This is a genomic window from Pseudomonas sp. P1_A1 (assembly GCF_056406935.1).
Map to the genome: position 1 here is coordinate 74,604 of NZ_JBFTZE010000002.1, position 19,997 is coordinate 94,600.

Annotated in this window: 18 protein-coding genes; 6 read left to right on the forward strand and 12 right to left on the reverse strand. The window is 60.3% G+C overall.

The features are described 5' to 3' along the window. Positions 1–15 precede the first annotated feature (15 nt). The 6 genes from AC1D2Q_RS03260 to AC1D2Q_RS03285 form a co-directional block, all read right to left on the reverse strand. A complete protein-coding gene (locus AC1D2Q_RS03260) occupies positions 16–1,044 on the reverse strand; it encodes a DUF5924 family protein (RefSeq protein WP_477812245.1) in 1,029 nt (342 codons plus the stop codon). A 242-nt stretch (positions 1,045–1,286) separates the two neighbouring features. Next, entirely contained in the window at positions 1,287–2,663 is a 1,377-nt protein-coding gene (locus AC1D2Q_RS03265; RefSeq protein WP_477812246.1) for a M16 family metallopeptidase, read from the reverse strand. 56 nt (positions 2,664–2,719) lie between these two features. Further along, on the reverse strand, positions 2,720–4,378 hold the full coding sequence (locus AC1D2Q_RS03270) for a Na/Pi cotransporter family protein (protein WP_477812247.1): 1,659 nt from the start codon (positions 4,376–4,378) through the stop codon (positions 2,720–2,722). A 211-nt stretch (positions 4,379–4,589) separates the two neighbouring features. After that, positions 4,590–5,357 carry a TerC family protein gene (locus AC1D2Q_RS03275; protein ID WP_477812248.1) on the reverse strand — a complete coding sequence of 256 codons (768 nt, stop codon included), beginning with the start codon at positions 5,355–5,357 and terminating at the stop codon, positions 4,590–4,592. A gap of 83 nt (positions 5,358–5,440) precedes the next feature. Next, entirely contained in the window at positions 5,441–6,748 is a 1,308-nt protein-coding gene (locus AC1D2Q_RS03280; RefSeq protein ID WP_477812249.1) for a CitMHS family transporter, read from the reverse strand. Positions 6,749–7,142: 394 nt separating this feature from the next. Next, positions 7,143–7,469 carry a DOPA 4,5-dioxygenase family protein gene (locus tag AC1D2Q_RS03285; protein ID WP_477746033.1) on the reverse strand — a complete coding sequence of 109 codons (327 nt, stop codon included), beginning with the start codon at positions 7,467–7,469 and terminating at the stop codon, positions 7,143–7,145. Between the two features lie 83 nt (positions 7,470–7,552). On the opposite strand from AC1D2Q_RS03285, the gene AC1D2Q_RS03290 reads away from it, so the two are divergent. Then, positions 7,553–8,218 carry an NAD(P)-dependent oxidoreductase gene (locus tag AC1D2Q_RS03290; RefSeq protein WP_018927296.1) on the forward strand — a complete coding sequence of 222 codons (666 nt, stop codon included), beginning with the start codon at positions 7,553–7,555 and terminating at the stop codon, positions 8,216–8,218. A gap of 5 nt (positions 8,219–8,223) precedes the next feature. Here AC1D2Q_RS03290 and AC1D2Q_RS03295 read toward each other — a convergent pair whose 3' ends face one another. Continuing rightward, complete coding sequence (locus tag AC1D2Q_RS03295; protein ID WP_477812250.1) at positions 8,224–9,174, reverse strand: choline sulfate utilization transcriptional regulator; 951 nt, start codon at positions 9,172–9,174, stop codon at positions 8,224–8,226. Positions 9,175–9,288: 114 nt separating this feature from the next. Between AC1D2Q_RS03295 and betC the strand changes: the two genes are divergently transcribed. From betC to AC1D2Q_RS03310, 3 genes are all read left to right on the forward strand, one after another. After that, positions 9,289–10,803, forward strand: coding sequence for a choline-sulfatase (betC, locus tag AC1D2Q_RS03300; RefSeq protein WP_477812251.1), 1,515 nt, complete (start codon positions 9,289–9,291; stop codon positions 10,801–10,803). A 16-nt stretch (positions 10,804–10,819) separates the two neighbouring features. Further along, the gene (choX, locus tag AC1D2Q_RS03305; RefSeq protein WP_477812252.1) at positions 10,820–11,752 is read left to right on the forward strand and encodes a choline ABC transporter substrate-binding protein; all 933 of its coding nucleotides are present in this window, start codon (positions 10,820–10,822) and stop codon (positions 11,750–11,752) included. Positions 11,753–11,852: 100 nt separating this feature from the next. Then, positions 11,853–13,421 (forward strand): SulP family inorganic anion transporter, encoded by a 1,569-nt coding sequence (locus tag AC1D2Q_RS03310; protein ID WP_477812253.1) that lies wholly within the window; start codon positions 11,853–11,855, stop codon positions 13,419–13,421. Positions 13,422–13,502: 81 nt separating this feature from the next. Here AC1D2Q_RS03310 and aroE read toward each other — a convergent pair whose 3' ends face one another. After that, positions 13,503–14,324 carry a shikimate dehydrogenase gene (aroE, locus tag AC1D2Q_RS03315; RefSeq protein ID WP_477812254.1) on the reverse strand — a complete coding sequence of 274 codons (822 nt, stop codon included), beginning with the start codon at positions 14,322–14,324 and terminating at the stop codon, positions 13,503–13,505. A 13-nt stretch (positions 14,325–14,337) separates the two neighbouring features. After that, complete coding sequence (gene hemF / locus AC1D2Q_RS03320; protein ID WP_007902928.1) at positions 14,338–15,252, reverse strand: oxygen-dependent coproporphyrinogen oxidase; 915 nt, start codon at positions 15,250–15,252, stop codon at positions 14,338–14,340. A 173-nt stretch (positions 15,253–15,425) separates the two neighbouring features. On the opposite strand from hemF, the gene AC1D2Q_RS03325 reads away from it, so the two are divergent. Next, a complete protein-coding gene (locus tag AC1D2Q_RS03325; RefSeq protein WP_477812255.1) occupies positions 15,426–16,403 on the forward strand; it encodes an NADPH:quinone reductase in 978 nt (325 codons plus the stop codon). Between the two features lie 89 nt (positions 16,404–16,492). On the opposite strand, the gene tsaC is transcribed toward AC1D2Q_RS03325, so the two are convergent. The 3 genes from tsaC to AC1D2Q_RS03340 form a co-directional block, all read right to left on the reverse strand. Beyond that, positions 16,493–17,050, reverse strand: coding sequence for an L-threonylcarbamoyladenylate synthase type 1 TsaC (tsaC, locus tag AC1D2Q_RS03330; protein ID WP_105342615.1), 558 nt, complete (start codon positions 17,048–17,050; stop codon positions 16,493–16,495). 54 nt (positions 17,051–17,104) lie between these two features. Next, positions 17,105–18,211, reverse strand: coding sequence for a DNA-processing protein DprA (gene dprA, locus AC1D2Q_RS03335; RefSeq protein WP_477812256.1), 1,107 nt, complete (start codon positions 18,209–18,211; stop codon positions 17,105–17,107). 80 nt (positions 18,212–18,291) lie between these two features. Then, complete coding sequence (locus AC1D2Q_RS03340) at positions 18,292–19,317, reverse strand: LysM peptidoglycan-binding domain-containing protein (protein WP_477812257.1); 1,026 nt, start codon at positions 19,315–19,317, stop codon at positions 18,292–18,294. 169 nt (positions 19,318–19,486) lie between these two features. Between AC1D2Q_RS03340 and def the strand changes: the two genes are divergently transcribed. Further along, entirely contained in the window at positions 19,487–19,993 is a 507-nt protein-coding gene (gene def / locus AC1D2Q_RS03345; RefSeq protein ID WP_105342607.1) for a peptide deformylase, read from the forward strand. Positions 19,994–19,997 lie beyond the last annotated feature (4 nt).

Consider the following 19,997-nt stretch of genomic DNA (forward strand, 5'->3'; position numbering starts at 1 on the left):
ATAGCACGAACCGCGTTACTTATCTTTGATGGGTGTGCTGTCCATGACCTTGAAGCGCAGCACGCCGATCAACTGGCCGTCTTCGGTGAGCACCCGAACCTGCCATTTGCCGGCAGGATTGCCGGGGAAATTCTGCTTGTGGGTCCAGGCGCGATAGCCTTCCTTGCGCCCGCCGTGGATATCCAGAGGGATACGGTCGACCTCTTTACCGTTGAATATCCAGACGTGATAAATCCGCTCGTCCAGCCCCCGTGGGGCATTGATCGCGGTGTAGGCATACAAACCGTCGCCACGAATCTGCTCGGCGCTGACTTCTTCCAGGCTCTTGCCAGGGGTGCGGTCCTGCATTTGGGTGCTGATCGCCACATCGGTCATCCACAGGGTGGCCGGCGGAACCCAGGAACGCAGCACCCAACCGACAGCGCCGATACCGACGGTGATGCTGAGGATCGCCAGCGCATTGCGCACGGTCCGAATCGGGAAGATCGACGCCAGACTCGGGAACGACAGCACCATGGCAATGCCCAGCGCCAGTTTGAAGCTCTGGGAGGTGGTCAGGTGCAGGATGACGGGCAGGGCGGTCAGCAGGGCGGCGAACAGGGTCAGGGTATGCAGCGCCAGGAACGCCCAGCGGCGCGGCGCCAGCCATTTGTAGTAGAGCGGGTCGATGATCGAGATCAGCGCCGCCATGCCTAACAACCCCGTGAAAAACAGTTGGCCGCTGTTCCAGGTGGTGGTGATGAAAAAGAACGGCAGGACGAAGAACAGGCTTTCCTGATGGATCATCTGCGTCGCGTAACGCAACAGGGGCTGGGGTATTTCGCGCTTGAAGACCTTGGCGAACAACTCAGTGAGGCTGTTTTCCAACATCAGCCAGACCCAGCTGACCAGCATGATGGTGGTGATCCAGGTCGCCAGGCTTTGTTGGCGATCCACCAGTATGAAGCTGCCGACCCCGGAAATGAAACCGCCGAGCGCGATGACCCCGGGGTAGCGCTTCATCAATTCCAGGATGCGCTGTATGTACAGGGTCAGAGTCGGCATTCGGCGGTTCACAATAGTCGTGGGAAAAATCCCCGACAGGGTACCGTCCGAGAGGCCCTGTGGCGAGGGTTCCGGTTACGTTGACCAAACCCAAAACCCTGTGGCGAGGGAGCTTGCTCCCGCTGGGTCGCGAAGCGGCCCCAAAAAACCACCCACCGCATAATTTCAAGTAGATCTCCGATACCGGTTTACGGCTGCAGCGCAGCCGAGCGGGAGCAAGCTCCCTCGCCACAGGGAAATAACTACTTTCTGCGGTGAACACGCCAACCCAATGCCCCAAGCACCATCAATCCAAAAACCCCGGCAATCGCCCACATCAACTGGTCATAACTCACCAACGGCTTCTCGATCCGCAAATACCCCGGTTGCAGCAGCAACTCACGCATCGCCTGGTTCGCCTCGGTCAGCGTCACTTCTTGCAGTGCCTTGGCCGGGTTGGTGAAATGGCCGTCCTCGTAGTCCCCAAGGGCGCTCCAGTAGTAATCCGCCAGGGCGCTGTTGCCTTGCACGGCCCAGGCCTGACGGGCGATGGCGGCCTGCTTGAGGCGGGCGAAGGTGGTGGCGTCGAGACCGTCCTTGAGCAAATCGGCTTTGAGCTCATCCAGCACCTGTTCAGCTGCCGGCACGTCGCCGCGTTCAAGGTCGGCGTTCAGGCTCATGAAGCCCACTCCCCCAAACACCTCACGCTCGGCCGAGGGCCCATAGGACAACCCATGGACCAGGCGCAGTTGGCGATAAAGCGCCCAGTCCAGATAGTCCTTGAGCAGATCGAACGTTTCGTCGGGCTGGTCTTCCTGCACCGGTTCCGGCACCAGCCAGTGCAACTTGGCGCCGCCACCGACAAAACCGTGGCTCAGAGTACGCTCGTGGGCCGCGCTGGCCTGGATTGTCGGCAAGGGCAGGTGATCGGCAGGCTCGACGGCTTCGAGCGCGCCATACGTCCGCTCCAGATAGGCCGGCAGCAGGCGGTCGAGCTCGCCGACCACGATCAGCGTCATGTTGTTGGGCGCGTACCAGGCTTTGCGCACCTTCTCCAGTTGCTCGCGGGTCAGGTGATTGACTTCGGCGCGCTCCGGGCATTTGAGGCCCAGTTCCACCGCCAATTGATTACTGGCGGTGTGGCCCAGGTCCTGGCGATCCAGCCAGCGTTGCAGGTGCGAATAATGACCACCGTCTTCGCGCTCGACCACCTGCTTGGCGACGTTGATCGCGTTGTCGTCGATACGAGTCTGGGTCAGCAGCGCCAACAACAGATCGAGAACCTTACGCTGGTTTTTCGCCGGTGCTTCGATGACGAACGTGGTGTCGGCGTTGCTGGTGTAAGCGTTCCACTCACCACCCAGGGCCTGCATGCGCTCCTCCAGACCACCTTCGCCGGTGGCGTCGATGCCGCTGAACAGCAAGTGTTCGAGCAGATGCGGCAGCTCCTTGTCGGCGCAGCTGAAATCATCCAGACCCACGCCGACTACCAGCCGAATCGCCACATGCCCGCGCTCGGTGCCCGGCTTGAGGACCAATTGCAGGCCGTTGGGCAGCGTATAGCCCTCGACCTGAAAGCGATCCAGGGCAAATGAAGGCAGGGCGCCGAGCAACAGACAAGCGAATAGCAGACAACGCATAACGAGTTTCCGTACGACCAGCGTAAGTACAACAGACTTCAGGCAACTGTGGACGTTCAGGGTGAATGAGTGATGTCAGCCAAATCGTCGACCGCCAGAGCACCGGTGTCCGAAGTGCCCAACACCGCATAGGCACTGCTGCAAAACAGCGAATTGAGGCGCCTCATGTCAGCGATCAGCTCCAGATGCAGCGAGCTGGTCTCGATGCTTTGCACAATCTTACGGTGCAAACGACTGACATGAGCGTGGGCCAGGCGGCGTTCCTGTGCGCGAAAGCGACGTTTCTCCCGCAGTAACTGGCGAGCACTTTCCGGGTCGGCACTGAGGAACACCGACAACCCCAAACGCAGGTTGGCAATCAGCTGGCTGTGCAGCCCCGCCAACTCTTCCAGGCCGACCTCGGAAAACGACCGCCGCTGCGCGGTTTTCTGCTGCTGAACCTTGCGCAGCATGCGTTCGATCAGGTCACTGGCCAGTTTCAGGTTAATCGCCAGCTCGATGGTTTCCGCCCACCGTTGGCTGTCCTGTTCGCTGAGGTCTTCGCGAGGCATTTGCGCCAGATAGAGTTTGATCGCGCTGTAGAGCGCTTCGACATCATCGGTCAGGCGACGGATTTCCTGGGTAACGGCGGTCTGTTTGCCGCGCAATACGGCGAGCATGGCTTCGAGCATGCTGTCGACCAGATCGCCGATGCGCAGGGTTTCCCGGGCGGCATTGGCCAGCGCCAGGCTAGGGGTCACCAACGCCGTCGGGTCAAGGTGCCGCGGCTTGGCCGTGCCGTTGATGTCCGGCCGCTCCGGCAGCAGCCACGCACAGAGCTTGGCCATCAGCCCGACGCTGGGCAACAGGATCAGGCAGCGCGTGGTGTTGTAGAGCAGGTGGAAGCCGATGACCATTTCCTGAGCGCTGAAGTCGAAGCTGTCGATCCAGTGCACCAGTGGATCGAGCACCGGAATGATCAGCAGCAGACCAATCAGTTTGTACAACAGGCTGCCAAGCGCCACCTGACGGCCGGCGGCGTTCTGCATGCTGGTACTGAGGAAGGCAAGAACGCCGCTGCCGATGTTGGCGCCGATCACCAGGCCGATGGCCACTGGCAGACTGATCACGCTGGCACCGGCGAGGGTCGCGGTCAGCAGGACGGCGGYCAGGCTGGAGTAGGAAATCATCGCGAACAGCGCACCGACCAACGCATCGAGCAGGATGTCGCCGGTCAGAGAGGCGAAAATCACCTTCACCCCCTGAGCATGAGTGATCGGCGTGGCAGCCTCGACGATCAGTTGCAGCGCCAGAATGATCAGCCCCAAACCGATGCTGACCCGGCCCATCTGTCCGACCCGGGTCTGTTTGCGCGACAGGAAGAAAATCACCCCGAGGAAGATCAGCAGCGGCGACAGCCACGACAGGTCGAGGGTCAGTACCCGCGCCATCAGTGCGGTACCGACGTCGGCACCGAGCATAGTCGCCAGGGCCGGGGTCAGCGCCATCAGGCCCTGACCGACAAACGAGGTGACGAGCATGGCGGTGGCATTGCTGCTCTGGACCATGGCGGTCACCATGATCCCGGCGATAAACGCCAGCCAGCGCCTGGACATGTTCTGGCCGATCACGTGGCGCAAGTTGGAGCCATAAACCCGCAGGATGCCGGTTCGGACGATGTGCGTGCCCCAGATCAACAAGGCCACGGCTGATAACAAATTGAGCAGGGTGAGCATGCAGGCCCCCTGTGGTGGTAGCGCCCCAGTGGGGCAAGTTGACGGTGCCGCGTTCTTTTACGTTCTGTACTTAAGCTGTAGTTGGCTAACGGTCTCGACGCCAGCATCGCATAGCTAAAGAAGCGATTGAAACAAAACCGTCATGAAAACAGTTTGATGCAGACATGACAAAGGGGCCCGAAGGCCCCTTTGTCATAGCAGGGTGTTCGGGTTATTGACCCGGAACATCCTTGCGCAGTTTCACTGGCTCTTGCTGCTGCTTCTTCTTCATCATCGCGGTGCGCATCTTGATGTTGATCGCTTCCACCGCCAACGAGAACGCCATGGCGAAGTAGACGTAGCCTTTTGGCAAATGCACGTCGAAGGATTCGGCAATCAGCACGGTACCGACCAACAGCAGGAACGACAGCGCCAGCATCTTCAGCGACGGGTGCTTGTCGATGAACTCGCTGATGGTGCCAGAAGCCCACATCATTACCAGCACGGCAACGATAATCGCCGCGACCATGACCGGCACGTGGGAAACCATGCCCACCGCCGTGATCACCGAATCCAGCGAGAACACGATATCGATGATTGCAATCTGGATGATGGTGTAGAAGAAATTGCCGCCCTTGCCCGAAGGCTCGTCGCCGCCTTCGTCTTCGCCTTCCAACGCGTGGTACATCTCTTGCGAGCTCTTCCACAGCAGGAACAGACCACCGAAGAACAGGATCAGGTCACGCCCGGAAATACCCTGGCCGAACACTTCGAACAGATCGGAGGTGAGACGCATGACCCAGGTGATCGACAGCAGCAACAGAATCCGCGTGACCATGGCCAGCGCCAGGCCGAAGATCCGGGTGCGCGCCTGCATGTGCTTGGGCATGCGGCTGACCAGGATCGAGATCATGATGATGTTGTCGATACCCAGGACGATCTCCAGGGCAGTCAGAGTGAAGAAGGCAACCCAGATTTCAGGGTTGGTCAGCCATTCCATGTGTATTCCTTTGAGCGAGTATTTAAACCACGAAGGGCCCAGGCTTCAAACAAAGCCTGGACCCCTCATGGTGAGTCTTGGGCTTATAGAGTGCTGAACAGCGGAAAAATCCCCATCAGCAAGGCCGCCACCAGTATGCACAGGCAAACCAGCACTGCCCACTTCAGGGTGAACCGCTGATGGTCACCGAATTCGATACCGGCCAGGGCCACCAACAGGTAGGTCGATGGTACCAGCGGGCTCAGCAAGTGGACGGGCTGACCGACGATCGAGGCACGTGCCATTTCTACCGCGGTTATACCGTAATGACTGGCGGCTTCGGCAAGCACTGGTAACACGCCGTAATAAAATGCGTCGTTCGACATGAAGAACGTGAACGGCATGCTCACCAGCGCAGTGATCACGGCCAGGTACGGGCCGAGGAAATCCGGGATGACCGCCAGCAGGCTCTTGGACATGGCGTCGACCATGCCGGTGCCTGTCAGGATACCGGTGAAGATACCCGCGGCAAAGATCAACCCGACCACCGCCAACACACTACCGGCGTGGGCCGCCACTCGATCTTTCTGCTGTTGCAGGCAAGGGTAGTTGACGATCATCGCGATACTGAACGCCACCATGAACAGCACCGGCAACGGCAGCAGGCCGGCGATCAAGGTGCCCATCAGTGCCAGGGTCAGCGCGCCGTTGAACCAGATCAGTTTTGGACGACGGGCGTCCGGGAACTGCGAAACGCTGATTTCGCTGTGGTCGATTTCATCACCGACCAGATGCAGTTCACCCAGACGCGCACGCTCGCGTTTACCGTAGACATAGGCAATCGCCAGAATCGCCACCACGCCGGCCAGCATCGCCGGAATCATCGGCACGAAAATCGCGGACGGGTCCACATGCAGCGCACTGGCCGCACGAGCGGTCGGGCCACCCCAAGGGGTCATGTTCATCACACCACCGGCAAGGATGATCAGACCGGCCATGATCCGCGGGCTCATGCCGATACGGCTGTAGAGCGGCAGCATGGCAGCCACACAGATCATGTAAGTGGTGGCGCCATCACCGTCCATGGACACGATCAGCGCCAGCACGGCGGTACCGACCGACACCTTCAACGGGTCGCCCTTGACCAGTTTGAGGATCTTGCGCACGGCCGGGTCAAACAGGCCGGAGTCGATCATCAGGGCGAAGTAGAGGATGGCGAACATCAGCATCACGCCGGTCGGCGCAAGCTTGGTGATGCCTTCGAGCATCATCGGACCGATCTTCGGCGAGAAACCGCCGAACAGGGCGAAGACAATCGGGATGATAATCAGGGCGATCAGCGCGGACAGGCGCTTGGTCATGATCAGGAACATGAACGTGATGACCATGGCAAAGCCAAGGAAAGTCAGCATAGGAATACTCCAGGCGTAGCGCGGCTAGGGAATGGGCGAACCGATGGGGTCAGCGCAGAACGGGAAGCACGAAACGTACGGGCGGAGTTGCAGCGAAGAGGCGGATAGGAGTGGACATCAGAATCACCATTGTTGTTGTTAAATGGGCCGGGCGGGCAATAAAACACTCGCGTTGGCCAGCCGGTCTATTGCCGACAGTGGGGCGATCCTAATCGGGGAAGCTTTCAGCCAGCTTTCGCGGATGAAAGCATTGACCGAATGTACGACCGGTCGTCGGGCGGGTTTAAAGTCTGTAGATGCGGGGTCAGGAGCAAGACATGGGCGAACCCATGCAGGATATCGCCCACTGTCATTGCTCGATTTGCCGTCCGGCGAGGCCGAAGAACAACGCTGATCAGAAAACAGACAGGTCCAGCGGCCGGATCGCCCCCATCCAGATCGCATGTTCGGTGTGATCGAGCAGATCGTTGCCGGTGTCCGGGTGCAGGAACACCACCAACCCCTTGCGATTGAGCGCCAGCCACGGCAACACCTCGCCAAGGTATTGCGGCTCGAAAGCCAATTGGCAGCTCCAGTCCGGGTGCGGGCCGACCGGGCGCTCGTGCACACGGCCCATCTTCAGCGGAAACAATTGCGCGGCCTGCTCACACAAGGCCCGTGCCTGCGCGAGCGTGCTGGCGTCGAAATAGACATGGGCGTGGTAGCCCTTGATCTGTTGCATCTGAAACCTCTTTATACCTGGTCGAACCCACACCGTTCCCTGCAGGTCTCACCCTATATAGGCAGGACATTCGGAGCACAGCCATGAAAAACGCCGAAACCCCGGTAGTGAAGGTAGTGCTTTATGGTGCCATGAGTAGCCTGGGCAGTGCGCTGATGGCGGAAATGCTGCGGCGCCAACATGAAGTGATCGCGATCCTCGATGACCTGACGGCACTCGCGCCACGCCCCGGATTGCGCACCAAGGCCGGCAATCTGTTCGATGCCAAGCGGGTCAAGCAAAGCGTGGCCGGCTGTTCGGCGGTGATCTGCCTGCTGGATGCGCCGGGGTTGCCGATGAACAGCGAACACATCGAAAAATCCATCGTGCCCGGCCCGGTCGAGCAGGTGCTGGCAGTGGATGCACTGATCGACGGCATGCAGGCCGCGGGCATCGCGCGATTGTTTGTGGTAGGTGATTTCGAGGTGCTGGACGATCCGGAGATAGAAGACGAACTGCAACGCCACGCCGCTGAAGAAATCCGCGAGGCGCTACAAAGCAGCCCATTGCACTGGACCCTGGTGAATGCCCCACGCGGCGTACCAGGACTGTCCATCGAGCATTTCAGTCACGTCAGCACGAGCCTGGAACCTGGCCTGGCCGAACCGCTGGAACGGCTGAACCGAGTTGCCGTCGGGATTGCCGATGAGTTATGGCTGAATTTGCATGTTGGTCAGCATGTGAATTTTGTCGCGACTTCGGAACCGTAAAGCCCTCATACCGCAATCGATGGCAAAGGAAGGCCATTAAGCGATTGCGCACTGCTGGCCTGTTCCGCCATCAACCAGTCCACAAATGTTTGAATCAACGCCCCGCGCCGTTTGCGCTGGGGCAGGACCACGTAATAACCCAGCCTGGAAATCACCGTCTCGGCAATCGGCCGACACAACAGACCTTGCGCCAGCAAGTTATCCACAAGGTGCCGCCAACCGATCGCAACGCCCTGGCCGCCAATCGCCGCCTGAATCAGCAAGGTGTAATTGTCGAAGCGCAGTTGCCCCGGGGCTGGCGCCGACGTGATCCCCAGTTCGCGAAACACACCGCTCCAGTCGAACCAGTTGCTGCTGTGTTCGCCTCGCAAGTGCAGCAGTGGAAACTCCAGCAATGACTGAGCCGGCAAGGGCAGGGGACGATCCTTCAAGAGCAGCGGGCTGCACACCGGAAACACCTCTTCGCTGAACAGCCAGTGGCTCTCGCCTTGCTTGAACCTGCCATCGCCGAACAGCACCGCCACATCGATATCAGTGCGCAGCATGTTGTGGCTGCGCTCACTGGTAACCAGGCTGACGTCCACTTGAGGATTGGCGGTATGGAAGCGGTGCAGCCGCGGCATCAGCCAGTACGCGGCGAAGGCGAAGTCGGTGGCCACCTGCAACACTTCGTGTTGCTGCTGTGCACTGATTGCGCTCAATCCGGCGTCGATATTCTGTAAACCGAGCTGAACTTGCTCAAATAGAATCGCGCCAGCCTCGGTCAATTCGATACCGCGATAAATGCGGTCGAACAATCGTGTAGCGAGCTGCTCTTCCAATCGTTTGATCTGCTGACTGATGGCCGGTTGCGTGGTGCCGAGCTCCACTGCAGCGGCAGTGAAACTGCGCTGGCGGGCCGCGGCTTCAAAGGCGCGCATCAGGTCCAGAGACAAATCACCGAGGGCGTCATACATAAGCTGTGCTTATCCTAGTCATTGCCTGGCATGGGCTTTACCACAAATTCCATGGGTTGCATGCTCGATCACAGCACTCTCGCATAAATATCCACTATGGAATGCCGCGATCACATGAAGCGCAAAAATATTCTTTTCATCATGGCCGATCAAATGGCCGCGCCAATGTTGCCGTTCTACGGCCCTTCGCCCATCAAGCTGCCGAATCTGAGTCGCCTCGCCGCCGATGGTGTGGTGTTCGACGCCGCGTACTGCAACAGCCCGCTCTGCGCACCGTCACGTTTCACCCTGGTCAGCGGTCAGTTGCCGAGCAAGATCGGCGCCTACGACAACGCGGCCGATTTCCCCGCCGACGTTCCGACCTATGCCCACTATCTGCGGCGCCTCGGTTACCGCACCGCGCTGTCGGGCAAGATGCACTTCTGTGGCCCGGACCAGCTGCACGGCTATGAAGAACGCCTGACCAGTGACATCTACCCGGCCGACTACGGTTGGGCGGTGAACTGGGACGAGCCGGACGTGCGGCCGACCTGGTACCACAACATGTCGTCGGTGCTGCAAGCCGGGCCCTGCGTGCGCACCAATCAGCTGGATTTCGACGAAGAGGTGGTGTTCAAGGCCCAGCAATACCTGTTCGATCACATCCGCGAGGATGGCGATCAGCCGTTCTGCCTGACCGTGTCGATGACTCACCCACACGACCCGTACACGATTCCCAAGGCGTTCTGGGATCTGTACGACGACGCCGACATCCCTTTGCCGGAAACACCCGCACAGGATGAACTCGATCCTCACTCCCAGCGCCTGCTCAAAGTCTATGACCTGTGGGACAAGCCGCTGCCTGTGGATAAGATTCGCGACGCGCGCCGTGCCTACTTCGGTGCGTGCAGCTATATCGACAGCAACGTCGGCAAACTCCTGCAAACACTCGAGGAAACCGGGCTGATCGATGACACCATCATCGTGTTCTCCGGTGACCACGGCGACATGCTCGGCGAGCGCGGCCTCTGGTACAAGATGCACTGGTACGAAATGGCCGCCCGCGTACCGCTGCTGATCAGTGCGCCGGGGCAATTCGGCGCCGGCCGCGTGAGTGCGGCGGTCTCCACCGCCGACCTGCTGCCAACCTTTGTGGAATTGGCCGGCGGCTCATTGGAGCCAGGCCTGCCGCTGGACGGCCGCTCCCTGATGTCGCATCTGCAAGGGCAGGGCGGTCACGACGAGGTGTTCGGCGAATACATGGCCGAAGGCACCATCAGCCCGTTGATGATGATTCGGCGCGGCGCCTACAAATTCATCTACAGCGAAGACGACCCTTGCCTGCTCTTCGACGTGCACAACGACCCGCGTGAACAGGAAGAACTCAGCCATTCGCCGCAACATCGTCAGCTGTTCGAGGATTTTCTCGTCGAAGCACGGGCCAAATGGAATATCCCGGCGATCCGCCAACAGGTGCTCGCCAGTCAGCGACGCCGGCGTTTCGTCGCCGACGCCCTGACCATCGGCAAGCTGAAGAGCTGGGATCACCAGCCGCTGGTGGACGCCAGTCAGCAGTACATGCGCAACCACATCGACCTCGACGATCTGGAGCGTAAAGCCCGTTATCCACAACCCTGCCAAAACCAATAATGTTAAGGGGACGTCCATGCAAAAGTTATCCACAGTACTGACAGTCGGGCTTCTGGCTCTGGGCAGCACCTCGGCCTACGCCGAGCAAAGCTGCGAAACGGTGAAGATGGCCGACCCTGGCTGGAGCGACATCGCCGCCACCAACGCCATCACCGGTTTTCTGCTGGACGGCATGGGCTACAAGGCCAAGGTCGACACGCTGGCGGTGCCGATCACCTTTGGCGGTCTGAAGGATGGCCAGGTGGACGTATTCCTCGGCAACTGGATGCCGGCGCAGCAAGGCTTTTATGACAAGTTCGTGGCCAACGGCGACGTCACGCAGCTGGCGAAGAACCTCGACGGCACCGAGTTCACCCTGGCGGTCCCGGATTACGTCTGGGACGCGGGTGTGCATAACTTTAATGACTTGAACAAGTACGCCGAGCTACACCCAAAAGAAGTCGACAAGAAGATCTATGGCATCGGCTCCGGCGCGCCGGCGAACATTTCGCTGCAAGAAATCATCAAGAAGAACGACTTCGACATGGGCCAGTGGAAACTGGTCGAGTCCAGCGAGCAGGCGATGCTGGCCGAAGTGTCCCGCGCGGTGAAGAAACAGAAGTTCGTGACCTTCCTCGGCTGGACGCCACACCCGATGAACGTGCAGTTGAAAATGCATTACCTGAAGGGCGGCGAGAAGTATTTCGGTGACACCGGCAGCGTTTATACACTGACCCGCAAAGGTTATGCACAGGCCTGCCCGAACGTCGGCAAGCTGCTTACCAACCTGAGTTTTACCCAGGAAATGGAGAACAGCATCATGGCCGAAGTGGTGAACAAGAAGGTCAGCAACGCCGACGCGGCCAAGGCGTGGATCAAGGCCAATCCGGTGGTGCTGGATAAATGGCTGGAGGGCGTGAAGACCGTTGACGGCAAGGATGCTCTGCCGGCGATCAAAGCCAAGCTGTAAGGTTCCCCTGTGGCGAGGGAGCTTGCTCCCTCGCCACAATGATCTGCCCACTACGAGCCAATGCTTTACCCTGACGATTTACCCCGTACCGAGAGGACCCATGGCCTTCCCCAGCCGCCATTCACTCTTTCCCTTCCTGACCTGGTTGCCCCGGCAAACCCGCACCAGCGTCGGTCGTGACCTGATCGTCGGCCTGAGCGGCGCGATTCTCGCGTTACCACAATCGATTGCCTACGCCCTGATCGCCGGCCTCCCACCGGAATACGGCTTGTACGCCGCCATCATCCCGGTGCTGATTGCCTGCCTCTGGGGTTCGTCGTGGCATTTGATCTGCGGCCCTACGGCGGCCATTTCCATCGTCCTGTATGCCAGCGTCAGTCCTCTGGCCGTCCCTGCATCGCAGGACTACGTCACGCTGATCCTGCTTCTGACCTTCCTTGCGGGCATTTTCCAGTGGTTGCTGGGTTTGCTGCGGTTCGGCGCCCTGGTGAACTTCGTCTCTCACTCGGTGGTGCTGGGCTTCACCCTCGGCGCGGCGGTGGTGATTGCCATCGGGCAACTGCCGAACCTGCTGGGGCTGGACGTGCCCAACCAGGCCACGGCGCTCAACAGCTTGATAATGCTGCTCAATCATCTCGGCGAAGTGGACAAACCCTCGCTGCTGCTGGGCCTGGCCACGGTCGCGGTTGGTATTGTACTGAAACTGCTGGTGCCGCGCTGGCCGACGCTGTTGATCGCTCTGGCCCTGAGCGGCTTGCTGGTGTGGCTGTGGCCAGCGATGTTCGGTCATGTGAAGCTGGTCAGCGCGTTTGTCGGGCGGCTGCCGCCCTTTAGCCCGCTGCCGCTGGATCTGGACCTGATACTGCGCCTGCTGCCCAGTGCGGTGGCGGTCGGCATGCTCGGGCTGGTGACGAGCTTGTCGATTGCCCGTTCCCTGTCGGCCCGCTCGCAGCAGTTGCTCGATGCCAATCAGGAAGTTCGCGCCCAGGGTTTCTCGAACATGGTCGGTGCGTTTTTTTCCGGCTCGCTGTCCGCCGGTTCCTTCACTCGCTCGGGCCTGAGCTACGATGCCGGGGCCTGTTCACCGCTGGCCGGCGTTTTTTCGGCGCTGTGGGTGGCGCTGTTCGCGATCTTCGGTGCGGCATTGATTGCGCACATCCCGATCCCGGCCATGGCTGGCAGCATCCTTTTGATCGCTTGGGGATTGGTGGATCATCGCGGCATTCGTGCGTTGTTGCGGGTCAGCCATGCCGAGTTCCTGGTCATGGCGCTGACCTGTGTCGCCACGCTGTTGCTGGAGTTGCAAACAGCGATCTACGCCGGGGTGCTGGCGTCGCTGTTCTTCTACCTCAAACGCACCTCGCAGCCACGGGTACAGCACTGGCGTGATGGCGACGAAGACATTCTGAGGGTCGGCGGTTCGATCTTTTTCGGCGCCAGCCATTACCTGCAAGTGCGCCTGCAACGGATGCACGGCCCACGAGTGGTGATCGAGGCGCAGCAGATCAACTTCATCGACTATTCCGGGGTGGAAATGCTGCACCAGGAAGCGCGACGGCTGCTGCGCCAGGATCGCAGCCTGACTCTGCGGCAGGCACGACCGCAGGTGGTGGAGGAATTGAGGAAGCTCGAAGGCGCGGAGAAATGCCCGATCCGGTTTGAGGATTGAAAAGATCGCAGCCTTCGGCGGCTCCTACAGAGTGAACGCCAATCCCGCGTAGGAGCTGCCGAAGGCTGCGATCTTTTGACCTTAAAGCGTCAACTGTCGCCGCAACTCCGCCAGCACCGGCGCCGTATCCGGGCGCACACCGCGCCACAGATAGAAAGCTTCCGCCGCCTGCTCGGCCAACATGCCCAAGCCATCCATCGACACAGCCGCCCCATGTTCACTGGCCCAACGGCAGAACGAGGTTGGGTCCTTGCCGTACATCATGTCGTAGCAAACCGTCTTGCCCGGCTCGATCAAACTGCCGGCAATCGGTGGTACATCGCCGGACAAACTGGCAGACGTGGCATTGATGATCAGGTCTACCGGCTCGCGCAACCAATCGAAACCGCTGGCCGACACCGGCCCCAGATCGGCAAACAATTGCGCCAGCAATTCGGCTTTTTCCACGGTGCGGTTGGCAATGATCACCGACGCCGGTTGCTCCGCCAGCAGCGGCTCCAGCGCACCGCGCACCGCGCCACCGGCCCCCAGAAGCAGGATGCGTTTGCCCGCAAGGCTGAATCCGGCGTTGACCGTCAGGTCCCGTACCAGCCCGGCACCATCGGTGTTGTCGCCCAGCAGACTGCCATCGGCCAGTTTGCTCAGGGTATTCACCGCGCCGGCCCGTTGCGCCCGCCGGGTCAAGCTGTTCGCCAGGCGATAGGCGTCTTCCTTGAACGGCACTGTCACATTCGCCCCACGGCCTTCGCGGAAAAATTCCCGCGCGCAGCCGGAAAAATCGTCGAGGGGCGCCAGCAAGGTGCTGTAGTCCAGTTTCTGCCCGGTCTGCTCGGCGAACAGACGGTGGATCAGCGGCGACTTGCTGTGGCCGATCGGGTTACCGAATACGACGTAACGGTCCATCAGAATTCCTCGTTCAGGCCTTGGCCAACCAATCGCGGTCTTGCAGGAAGTATTCGGTCAGGCGCGCTTCCTCACTGCCCGGCTCAGCCTTCCAGTCGTAGGCCCAGCGTACTTGCGGTGGCAGGGACATCAGAATCGACTCGGTACGCCCGCCCGATTGCAGGCCGAACAGCGTGCCGCGGTCATAGACCAGGTTGAATTCAACGTAACGACCACGGCGAAACTCCTGGAACTCACGCTGTTTGGCGGTGAACGCATCATTCTTGCGGCGTTGCACGATCGGCAGGTACGCGTCGATGAACGCATCGCCGATGGCGCGCATGAAGGCGAAGCTGGTATCGAAGTCCCACTCGTTCAAGTCATCGAAAAACAGGCCGCCGATGCCCCGTGGCTCATGACGATGCTTGATGTGGAAGTAGCTGTCGCACCAGGCCTTGTAGCGCGGGTAAACGTCCGGGCCAAACGGCGCGCAGGCCTGTTCGGCGACGCGGTGCCAATGCACGCAATCTTCTTCATTGCCGTAATAAGGGGTCAGGTCAAAGCCACCACCGAACCACCAGACCGGCTCTTCACCTTCTTTTTCGGCGATGAAAAAGCGCACATTGGCGTGGGACGTCGGCACATGGGGGTTATGCGGGTGAATCACCAAAGACACGCCCAGGGCTTCGAAGCCTCGACCGGCCAGTTCCGGCCGATGGGCGCTGGCGGACGGTGGGAGACCGCTGCCAAACACGTGGGAAAAGTTGACGCCGCCCTTTTCGATGACTGCGCCGTTCTCAATCACCCGGGTGCGACCGCCACCGCCGGCAGGCCGGGTCCAGGCGTCTTCGACGAAACGCGCGCCGCCGTCTTCGGCTTCCAGGGCAGCGCAAATACGGTCTTGCAGGTCGAGCAGGTAGGCTTTTACGGCCTCGGTGCGGGTAGTCATGGCATCACCTTGAATCGGGCAAAGCTACGCGGCGCTCATACAGGCCGGCGGCAAATTGCTGCGTAGGATAACACTGCACCTTGTGCCGTCGCAGTTGACGAAGATCAAGCTTGGGAGTTCGATAGGGCGCTTGGCGCTACAACTCTAGAAGCCAGGACCTAAGGAGAGAGCAGATGGCAAAGCGTATCCAGTTCCGCGCCCATGGCGGCCCCGAAGTGCTCGAATACGTGGATTACCAACCCGCCGAGCCCGGCCCGCAACAAGTACGCGTGACTAACAAGGCCATCGGCCTGAACTTCATCGACACCTATTACCGCAGTGGCCTTTATGCGCCGTCAGCCCTGCCATCGGGCCTGGGCGCCGAAGGCGCGGGCGTGGTCGACGCAGTCGGTAGCGAAGTCACCCGCTTCAAGGTTGGCGATCGCGTGGCTTACGGCAGCGGCCCGTTGGGCGCCTACAGCGACGTGCATGTCTTGCCGGAAGCCAACCTGGTGCACCTGCCGGACGCCATCAGCTTCGAACAAGCCGCCGGCGTGATGCTCAAAGGCCTGACCGTGCAGTACCTGCTGCGTCAGACCTATGAGCTCAAGGGTGGCGAAACCATCCTGTTTCACGCCGCGGCCGGCGGCGTCGGATCGCTGGCCTGCCAATGGGCCAAGGCCTTGGGGGTGAAGCTGATCGGCACGGTCAGTTCAGCGGAAAAAGCCGCCCTGGCAAAAGCCAATGGTGCCTGGGCGACCATCGATTACAGCCATGAGAACGTCGCACAACGCGTACTGGAATTGACTGACGGTAAAAAAGTCCCGGTGGTGTACGACGGTGTAGGCAAAGATACCTGGCTGACATCGCTCGACAGCGTTGCGCCTCGGGGGTTGGTGGTGAGCTTTGGTAATGCTTCAGGCGCAGTCGACGGGGTGAATCTGGGGATTCTCGCGGCCAAGGGTTCGCTGTACGTGACCCGGCCGACGCTGGCGACCTACGCCAACAATGCTGAAAACCTGCAACGCATGGCTGATGAACTGTTCGAGATGATCATCAGCGGCAAGCTGAAGGTGGACATCAGCCAGCGGTATCCACTGGCTGAAGCGGCGAAGGCGCAGACCGAGTTGTCGGCGCGGCGTACCACCGGGTCGACTGTTTTGTTGCCTTGAGGGCCTCTTAGCGGGCAAGCCTCGCTCCTACGGGTAATGCGCAATCCCTGTTGGAGCGAGGCTTGCCCGCGAAGAACGATGACGCGGTCTCAATCCGGGCGCACCACATGCCCGGTGGCCAGATCGCGAATCACACTCGGGTTCTTGCGCCCGCCCAGATGGCCACCGAGCACATAATCAACCTGCCCCCGGAAATACTGCTCCACGCGAATCCGCGTCCGTGCCGCCGGTCGGCCCTGAGGGTTCGCCGAGGTCGACACCAACGGGCCGACCAACGCACACAAGTCCCGCACTACAGGGTGATCGCTGACCCGCAATGCCACAGTTTCATGCACACCGGTAATCCACTGGGGCAACAGATTCTGATGCGGCACCAGCCAGGTGTTGGGGCCCGGCCAGGTGCTGGCCATGCGGTCCATCCACAACTCTGGGAAGTCTTCGAACAGGAAGTCGAACTGACGAATATTGTCGGCCACCAGAATCAGGCCCTTATCCACAGACCGGCCCTTGATCAGCAGCAACCGATCCACCGCGTCTTCATTCCACGGGTCACAACCCAGGCCCCAGACAGCTTCCGTTGGGTAGGCAATGACCGCCCCGGCGCGAATTTCTCGTGCGGCTTGTTGCACACGCCAACTGTTAACCATGAAAAACTCTCCGGAATAAGGCTCTGCGCAGTTTACCGATCTTCCTTATAAAACCTAGTTTACCCGCGCAAACCATCGGCCGCTCTCGCAGACCGCCCGACCGTCCATCTCCAGCTCGGTCAGCGCTGCCAATACTTTCGACAGCGCCCAACCGCTGGTGACCGCCAAGGCCTCACTGGTATGGGGCGCCGCGTGGAGCAACCTGAGCAGTGGATGAGTCACCGTCGTTTGCGGCGTCTCTGTGGATAACGGCAGCCGTTGCCAGCCGCGCAAGGCCTCAAGGATGTGTTCGATGGTTTCCACCAGCACCGCACCGTCGCGGATCAACTGATGGCAACCCTTTGCGCCAGGGTGGTGAATCGAACCTGGAATCGCATACACCTCACGCCCCTGTTCCGCCGCTAGCCTCGCGGTAATCAATGAACCGCTGGCAATACTTGCCTCGACCACAAGCACGCCAAGGGACAAACCGCTGATGATTCGATTGCGCCGGGGGAAGTTGCTCGGGGAAGGGCCGGCGTCCAGTGGGAACTCCGAAAGTACCGCGCTTCCCGAGGCGATCATGGCGTCCGCCAACCTTCGATTGCGCTGTGGATAAAAATTTTCAAGCCCGGTGCCAAGCACCCCGACCGTTTGCCCACCAACGTCCAGAGCCGCCTGATGCGCGGCGGCATCGATGCCCAGCGCCAGACCGCTGGTGATGACAAACCCGGCGCCGGCCAGGCTGCGGGAAAACGCCGCTGCAGTGTCCATGCCCGGGCGCGACGCGCGACGGCTGCCGACCATCGCCAACTGCGGTTTTTCCAGAATGCCCGGATCGCCCGCGACGAATAACAGCGGCGGCGCATCACTGATTTGCGCCAGCAGCGCGGGGTAGTCAGGTTGGTCCCACATCAGTAAATGCTGGCCCGAACGCTCTAGCCAGGCCAATGCGTGGCTGGCGCCATCACGAATTTCACTGCAGCGCCGGGCCTGCGCACAAGCGAGCGGCAAGCCCAACGCGCGCCAGGCGCTGGCCGGTGCGCTGATGGCTTTGGAGGCGGAACCGAAAGCCTCAAGCAACTTCTTGAACCGTGCCGGACCGAGCTCGGGCAAAAGGTGCAGGCGTAAACGGGCTTCCAGTTCCGCAGGGGAAACGGACGTACAGGCAGACAGCGACATGGATCATCCTTGATCGTTATAAGGTCCCGTCGAATCGGGAATAAGCTGTGGATAACTCTGTTGGTAACTTGTGAACAGGCTTAAGGATTTCGCACCTTGTCCATCACCGCCAAGGAGCGCGATGCGTTGAGCACCAGCCCGTAGCTGAGCTTGTCGTAGGTGCGGAATACCATCAGCAGACCAGCCCGTTCGTCGGGGATTTTCAAGGGCTGACCGGTGATCCGGTCGCGCACGGTTTCGCCGGTTTTCATCACCACCAGTACATTGCCCTCAGCCAGGCCATCGCGCTGCCCTTTGTTCAGCGTAACGACATCCAGCGCGCCAATCTGGGTGACCCCACGCGGCACATCGATGATCAGGCCATTGATGTCGGTGGTTGGAGCACTGGGCATGAAGGTCGAATTGATCGAGCGTTCTTCGCCGCTGAACAACCGGTCGCCGAGTCGCACCTCCTGAGTGGTGCGTTGCAGGGCCAGGGTGGCGACGTCGCCTTCAGTGGCAATGATTTCGCCGCCGCCGATGTCGTCGGCGTTGATCCCCAGAAACTCCTTGCTCTGCGGATCGATGTAGACCTTGCCCTGACGAAAGATGCCGTAGACCGACTGCGCCGGGTCGAAATGGCCGCGCGCGAAGATTCGATCACCGGTGCCGCTGAGTACCCGTTCGGCATCGCCGGCAACGATATAGGGCGCCTTGTCGAAATCCTCGACCTTGTCGACGATGCGATTGCTCAACAGAAAACTGTTGATCGATTTCAGCGGAATGCTCGGGATGGCGTCGGCCACCGGCGAACTGCGGACTCGTGGCGACAGCTTGATGGTGCCCCGGGAAGCGCCGCGGTTGAGGGTCAGGCGTGGCTGACCGTTGACGTAGACCAGCGACAGCGTATCGCCGGGATAGATGAGATTGGGGTTTTCGATCTGTGGATTGGCTTGCCAAAGCTGCGGCCACTGCCACGGCTCACGCAGATATTTTCCGGAAATGTCCCAGAGTGTGTCCCCTGCCACCACGGTGTATTGCTGTGGAAAACCTTCCCTGAGTTGCACTTGCCCATGCGCAAAACCGGCCGAGGCCAGAAGGAGCAAGGCGAGTAGTGATTTCCTCATGCGGTGAATCCCTTTATTATGTACGTTCGCGTGAAACGCCAGAGCCCTCGTGGCTCGCCTCCGGCTCATTATTGAAAAGCCGGAAGCTACGTTCACAACGGTAGCCTGCATCTTCGGACCCGCCAGGCCATCGACCCGACTTTACCTCACACGTGCAGCAATTAAGCTTATGGCCATTTTAGACATCCTCGAATTCCCCGATTCGCGCCTGCGCACTATCGCCAAACCAGTGGCCGTAGTGGACGACGAAGTGCGTCAGTTGGTCGATGACATGTTTGAAACAATGTATGAAGCGCCAGGCATCGGCCTCGCCGCTACCCAGGTCAACGTGCACAAACGTATCGTCGTGATGGACCTCTCCGAAGACCGCAGCGAACCGCGGGTGTTCATCAACCCCGAGTTCGAAACCCTGACCGACGAGATGGGCCAGTACCAGGAAGGCTGCCTCTCGGTGCCGGGCTTCTACGAAAACGTCGATCGCCCGCAAAAGGTCAGGATCAAGGCCCTGGACCGCGACGGCCAGCCTTACGAACTGATCGCCGAAGGCCTGCTCGCCGTGTGCATCCAGCATGAATGCGACCACCTCAACGGCAAGTTGTTCGTCGATTACCTGTCCACGCTCAAACGCGACCGGATCAAGAAGAAACTGGAAAAGCTCCACCGCCAGAACGCTTGATACC

Excerpts from the sequence above, each read along its gene's own strand:
- aroE (WP_477812254.1), bottom strand. The coding sequence starts at position 14,324 with ATGGACCGTTACGTCGTATTCGGTAACCCGATCGGCCACAGCAAGTCG.
- AC1D2Q_RS03285 (WP_477746033.1), bottom strand. The coding sequence starts at position 7,469 with ATGCAACAGATCAAGGGCTACCACGCCCATGTCTATTTCGACGCCAGC.
- AC1D2Q_RS03325 (WP_477812255.1), top strand. The coding sequence starts at position 15,426 with ATGGCAAAGCGTATCCAGTTCCGCGCCCATGGCGGCCCCGAAGTGCTC.
- AC1D2Q_RS03340 (WP_477812257.1), bottom strand. The coding sequence starts at position 19,317 with ATGAGGAAATCACTACTCGCCTTGCTCCTTCTGGCCTCGGCCGGTTTT.
- AC1D2Q_RS03290 (WP_018927296.1), top strand. The coding sequence starts at position 7,553 with ATGAAAAACGCCGAAACCCCGGTAGTGAAGGTAGTGCTTTATGGTGCC.
- tsaC (WP_105342615.1), bottom strand. The coding sequence starts at position 17,050 with ATGGTTAACAGTTGGCGTGTGCAACAAGCCGCACGAGAAATTCGCGCC.
- def (WP_105342607.1), top strand. The coding sequence starts at position 19,487 with ATGGCCATTTTAGACATCCTCGAATTCCCCGATTCGCGCCTGCGCACT.
- betC (WP_477812251.1), top strand. The coding sequence starts at position 9,289 with ATGAAGCGCAAAAATATTCTTTTCATCATGGCCGATCAAATGGCCGCG.
- AC1D2Q_RS03265 (WP_477812246.1), bottom strand. The coding sequence starts at position 2,663 with ATGCGTTGTCTGCTATTCGCTTGTCTGTTGCTCGGCGCCCTGCCTTCA.
- hemF (WP_007902928.1), bottom strand. The coding sequence starts at position 15,252 with ATGACTACCCGCACCGAGGCCGTAAAAGCCTACCTGCTCGACCTGCAA.
- AC1D2Q_RS03275 (WP_477812248.1), bottom strand. The coding sequence starts at position 5,357 with ATGGAATGGCTGACCAACCCTGAAATCTGGGTTGCCTTCTTCACTCTG.
- AC1D2Q_RS03310 (WP_477812253.1), top strand. The coding sequence starts at position 11,853 with ATGGCCTTCCCCAGCCGCCATTCACTCTTTCCCTTCCTGACCTGGTTG.
- AC1D2Q_RS03295 (WP_477812250.1), bottom strand. The coding sequence starts at position 9,174 with ATGTATGACGCCCTCGGTGATTTGTCTCTGGACCTGATGCGCGCCTTT.
- AC1D2Q_RS03260 (WP_477812245.1), bottom strand. The coding sequence starts at position 1,044 with ATGCCGACTCTGACCCTGTACATACAGCGCATCCTGGAATTGATGAAG.
- choX (WP_477812252.1), top strand. The coding sequence starts at position 10,820 with ATGCAAAAGTTATCCACAGTACTGACAGTCGGGCTTCTGGCTCTGGGC.
- AC1D2Q_RS03280 (WP_477812249.1), bottom strand. The coding sequence starts at position 6,748 with ATGCTGACTTTCCTTGGCTTTGCCATGGTCATCACGTTCATGTTCCTG.
- dprA (WP_477812256.1), bottom strand. The coding sequence starts at position 18,211 with ATGTCGCTGTCTGCCTGTACGTCCGTTTCCCCTGCGGAACTGGAAGCC.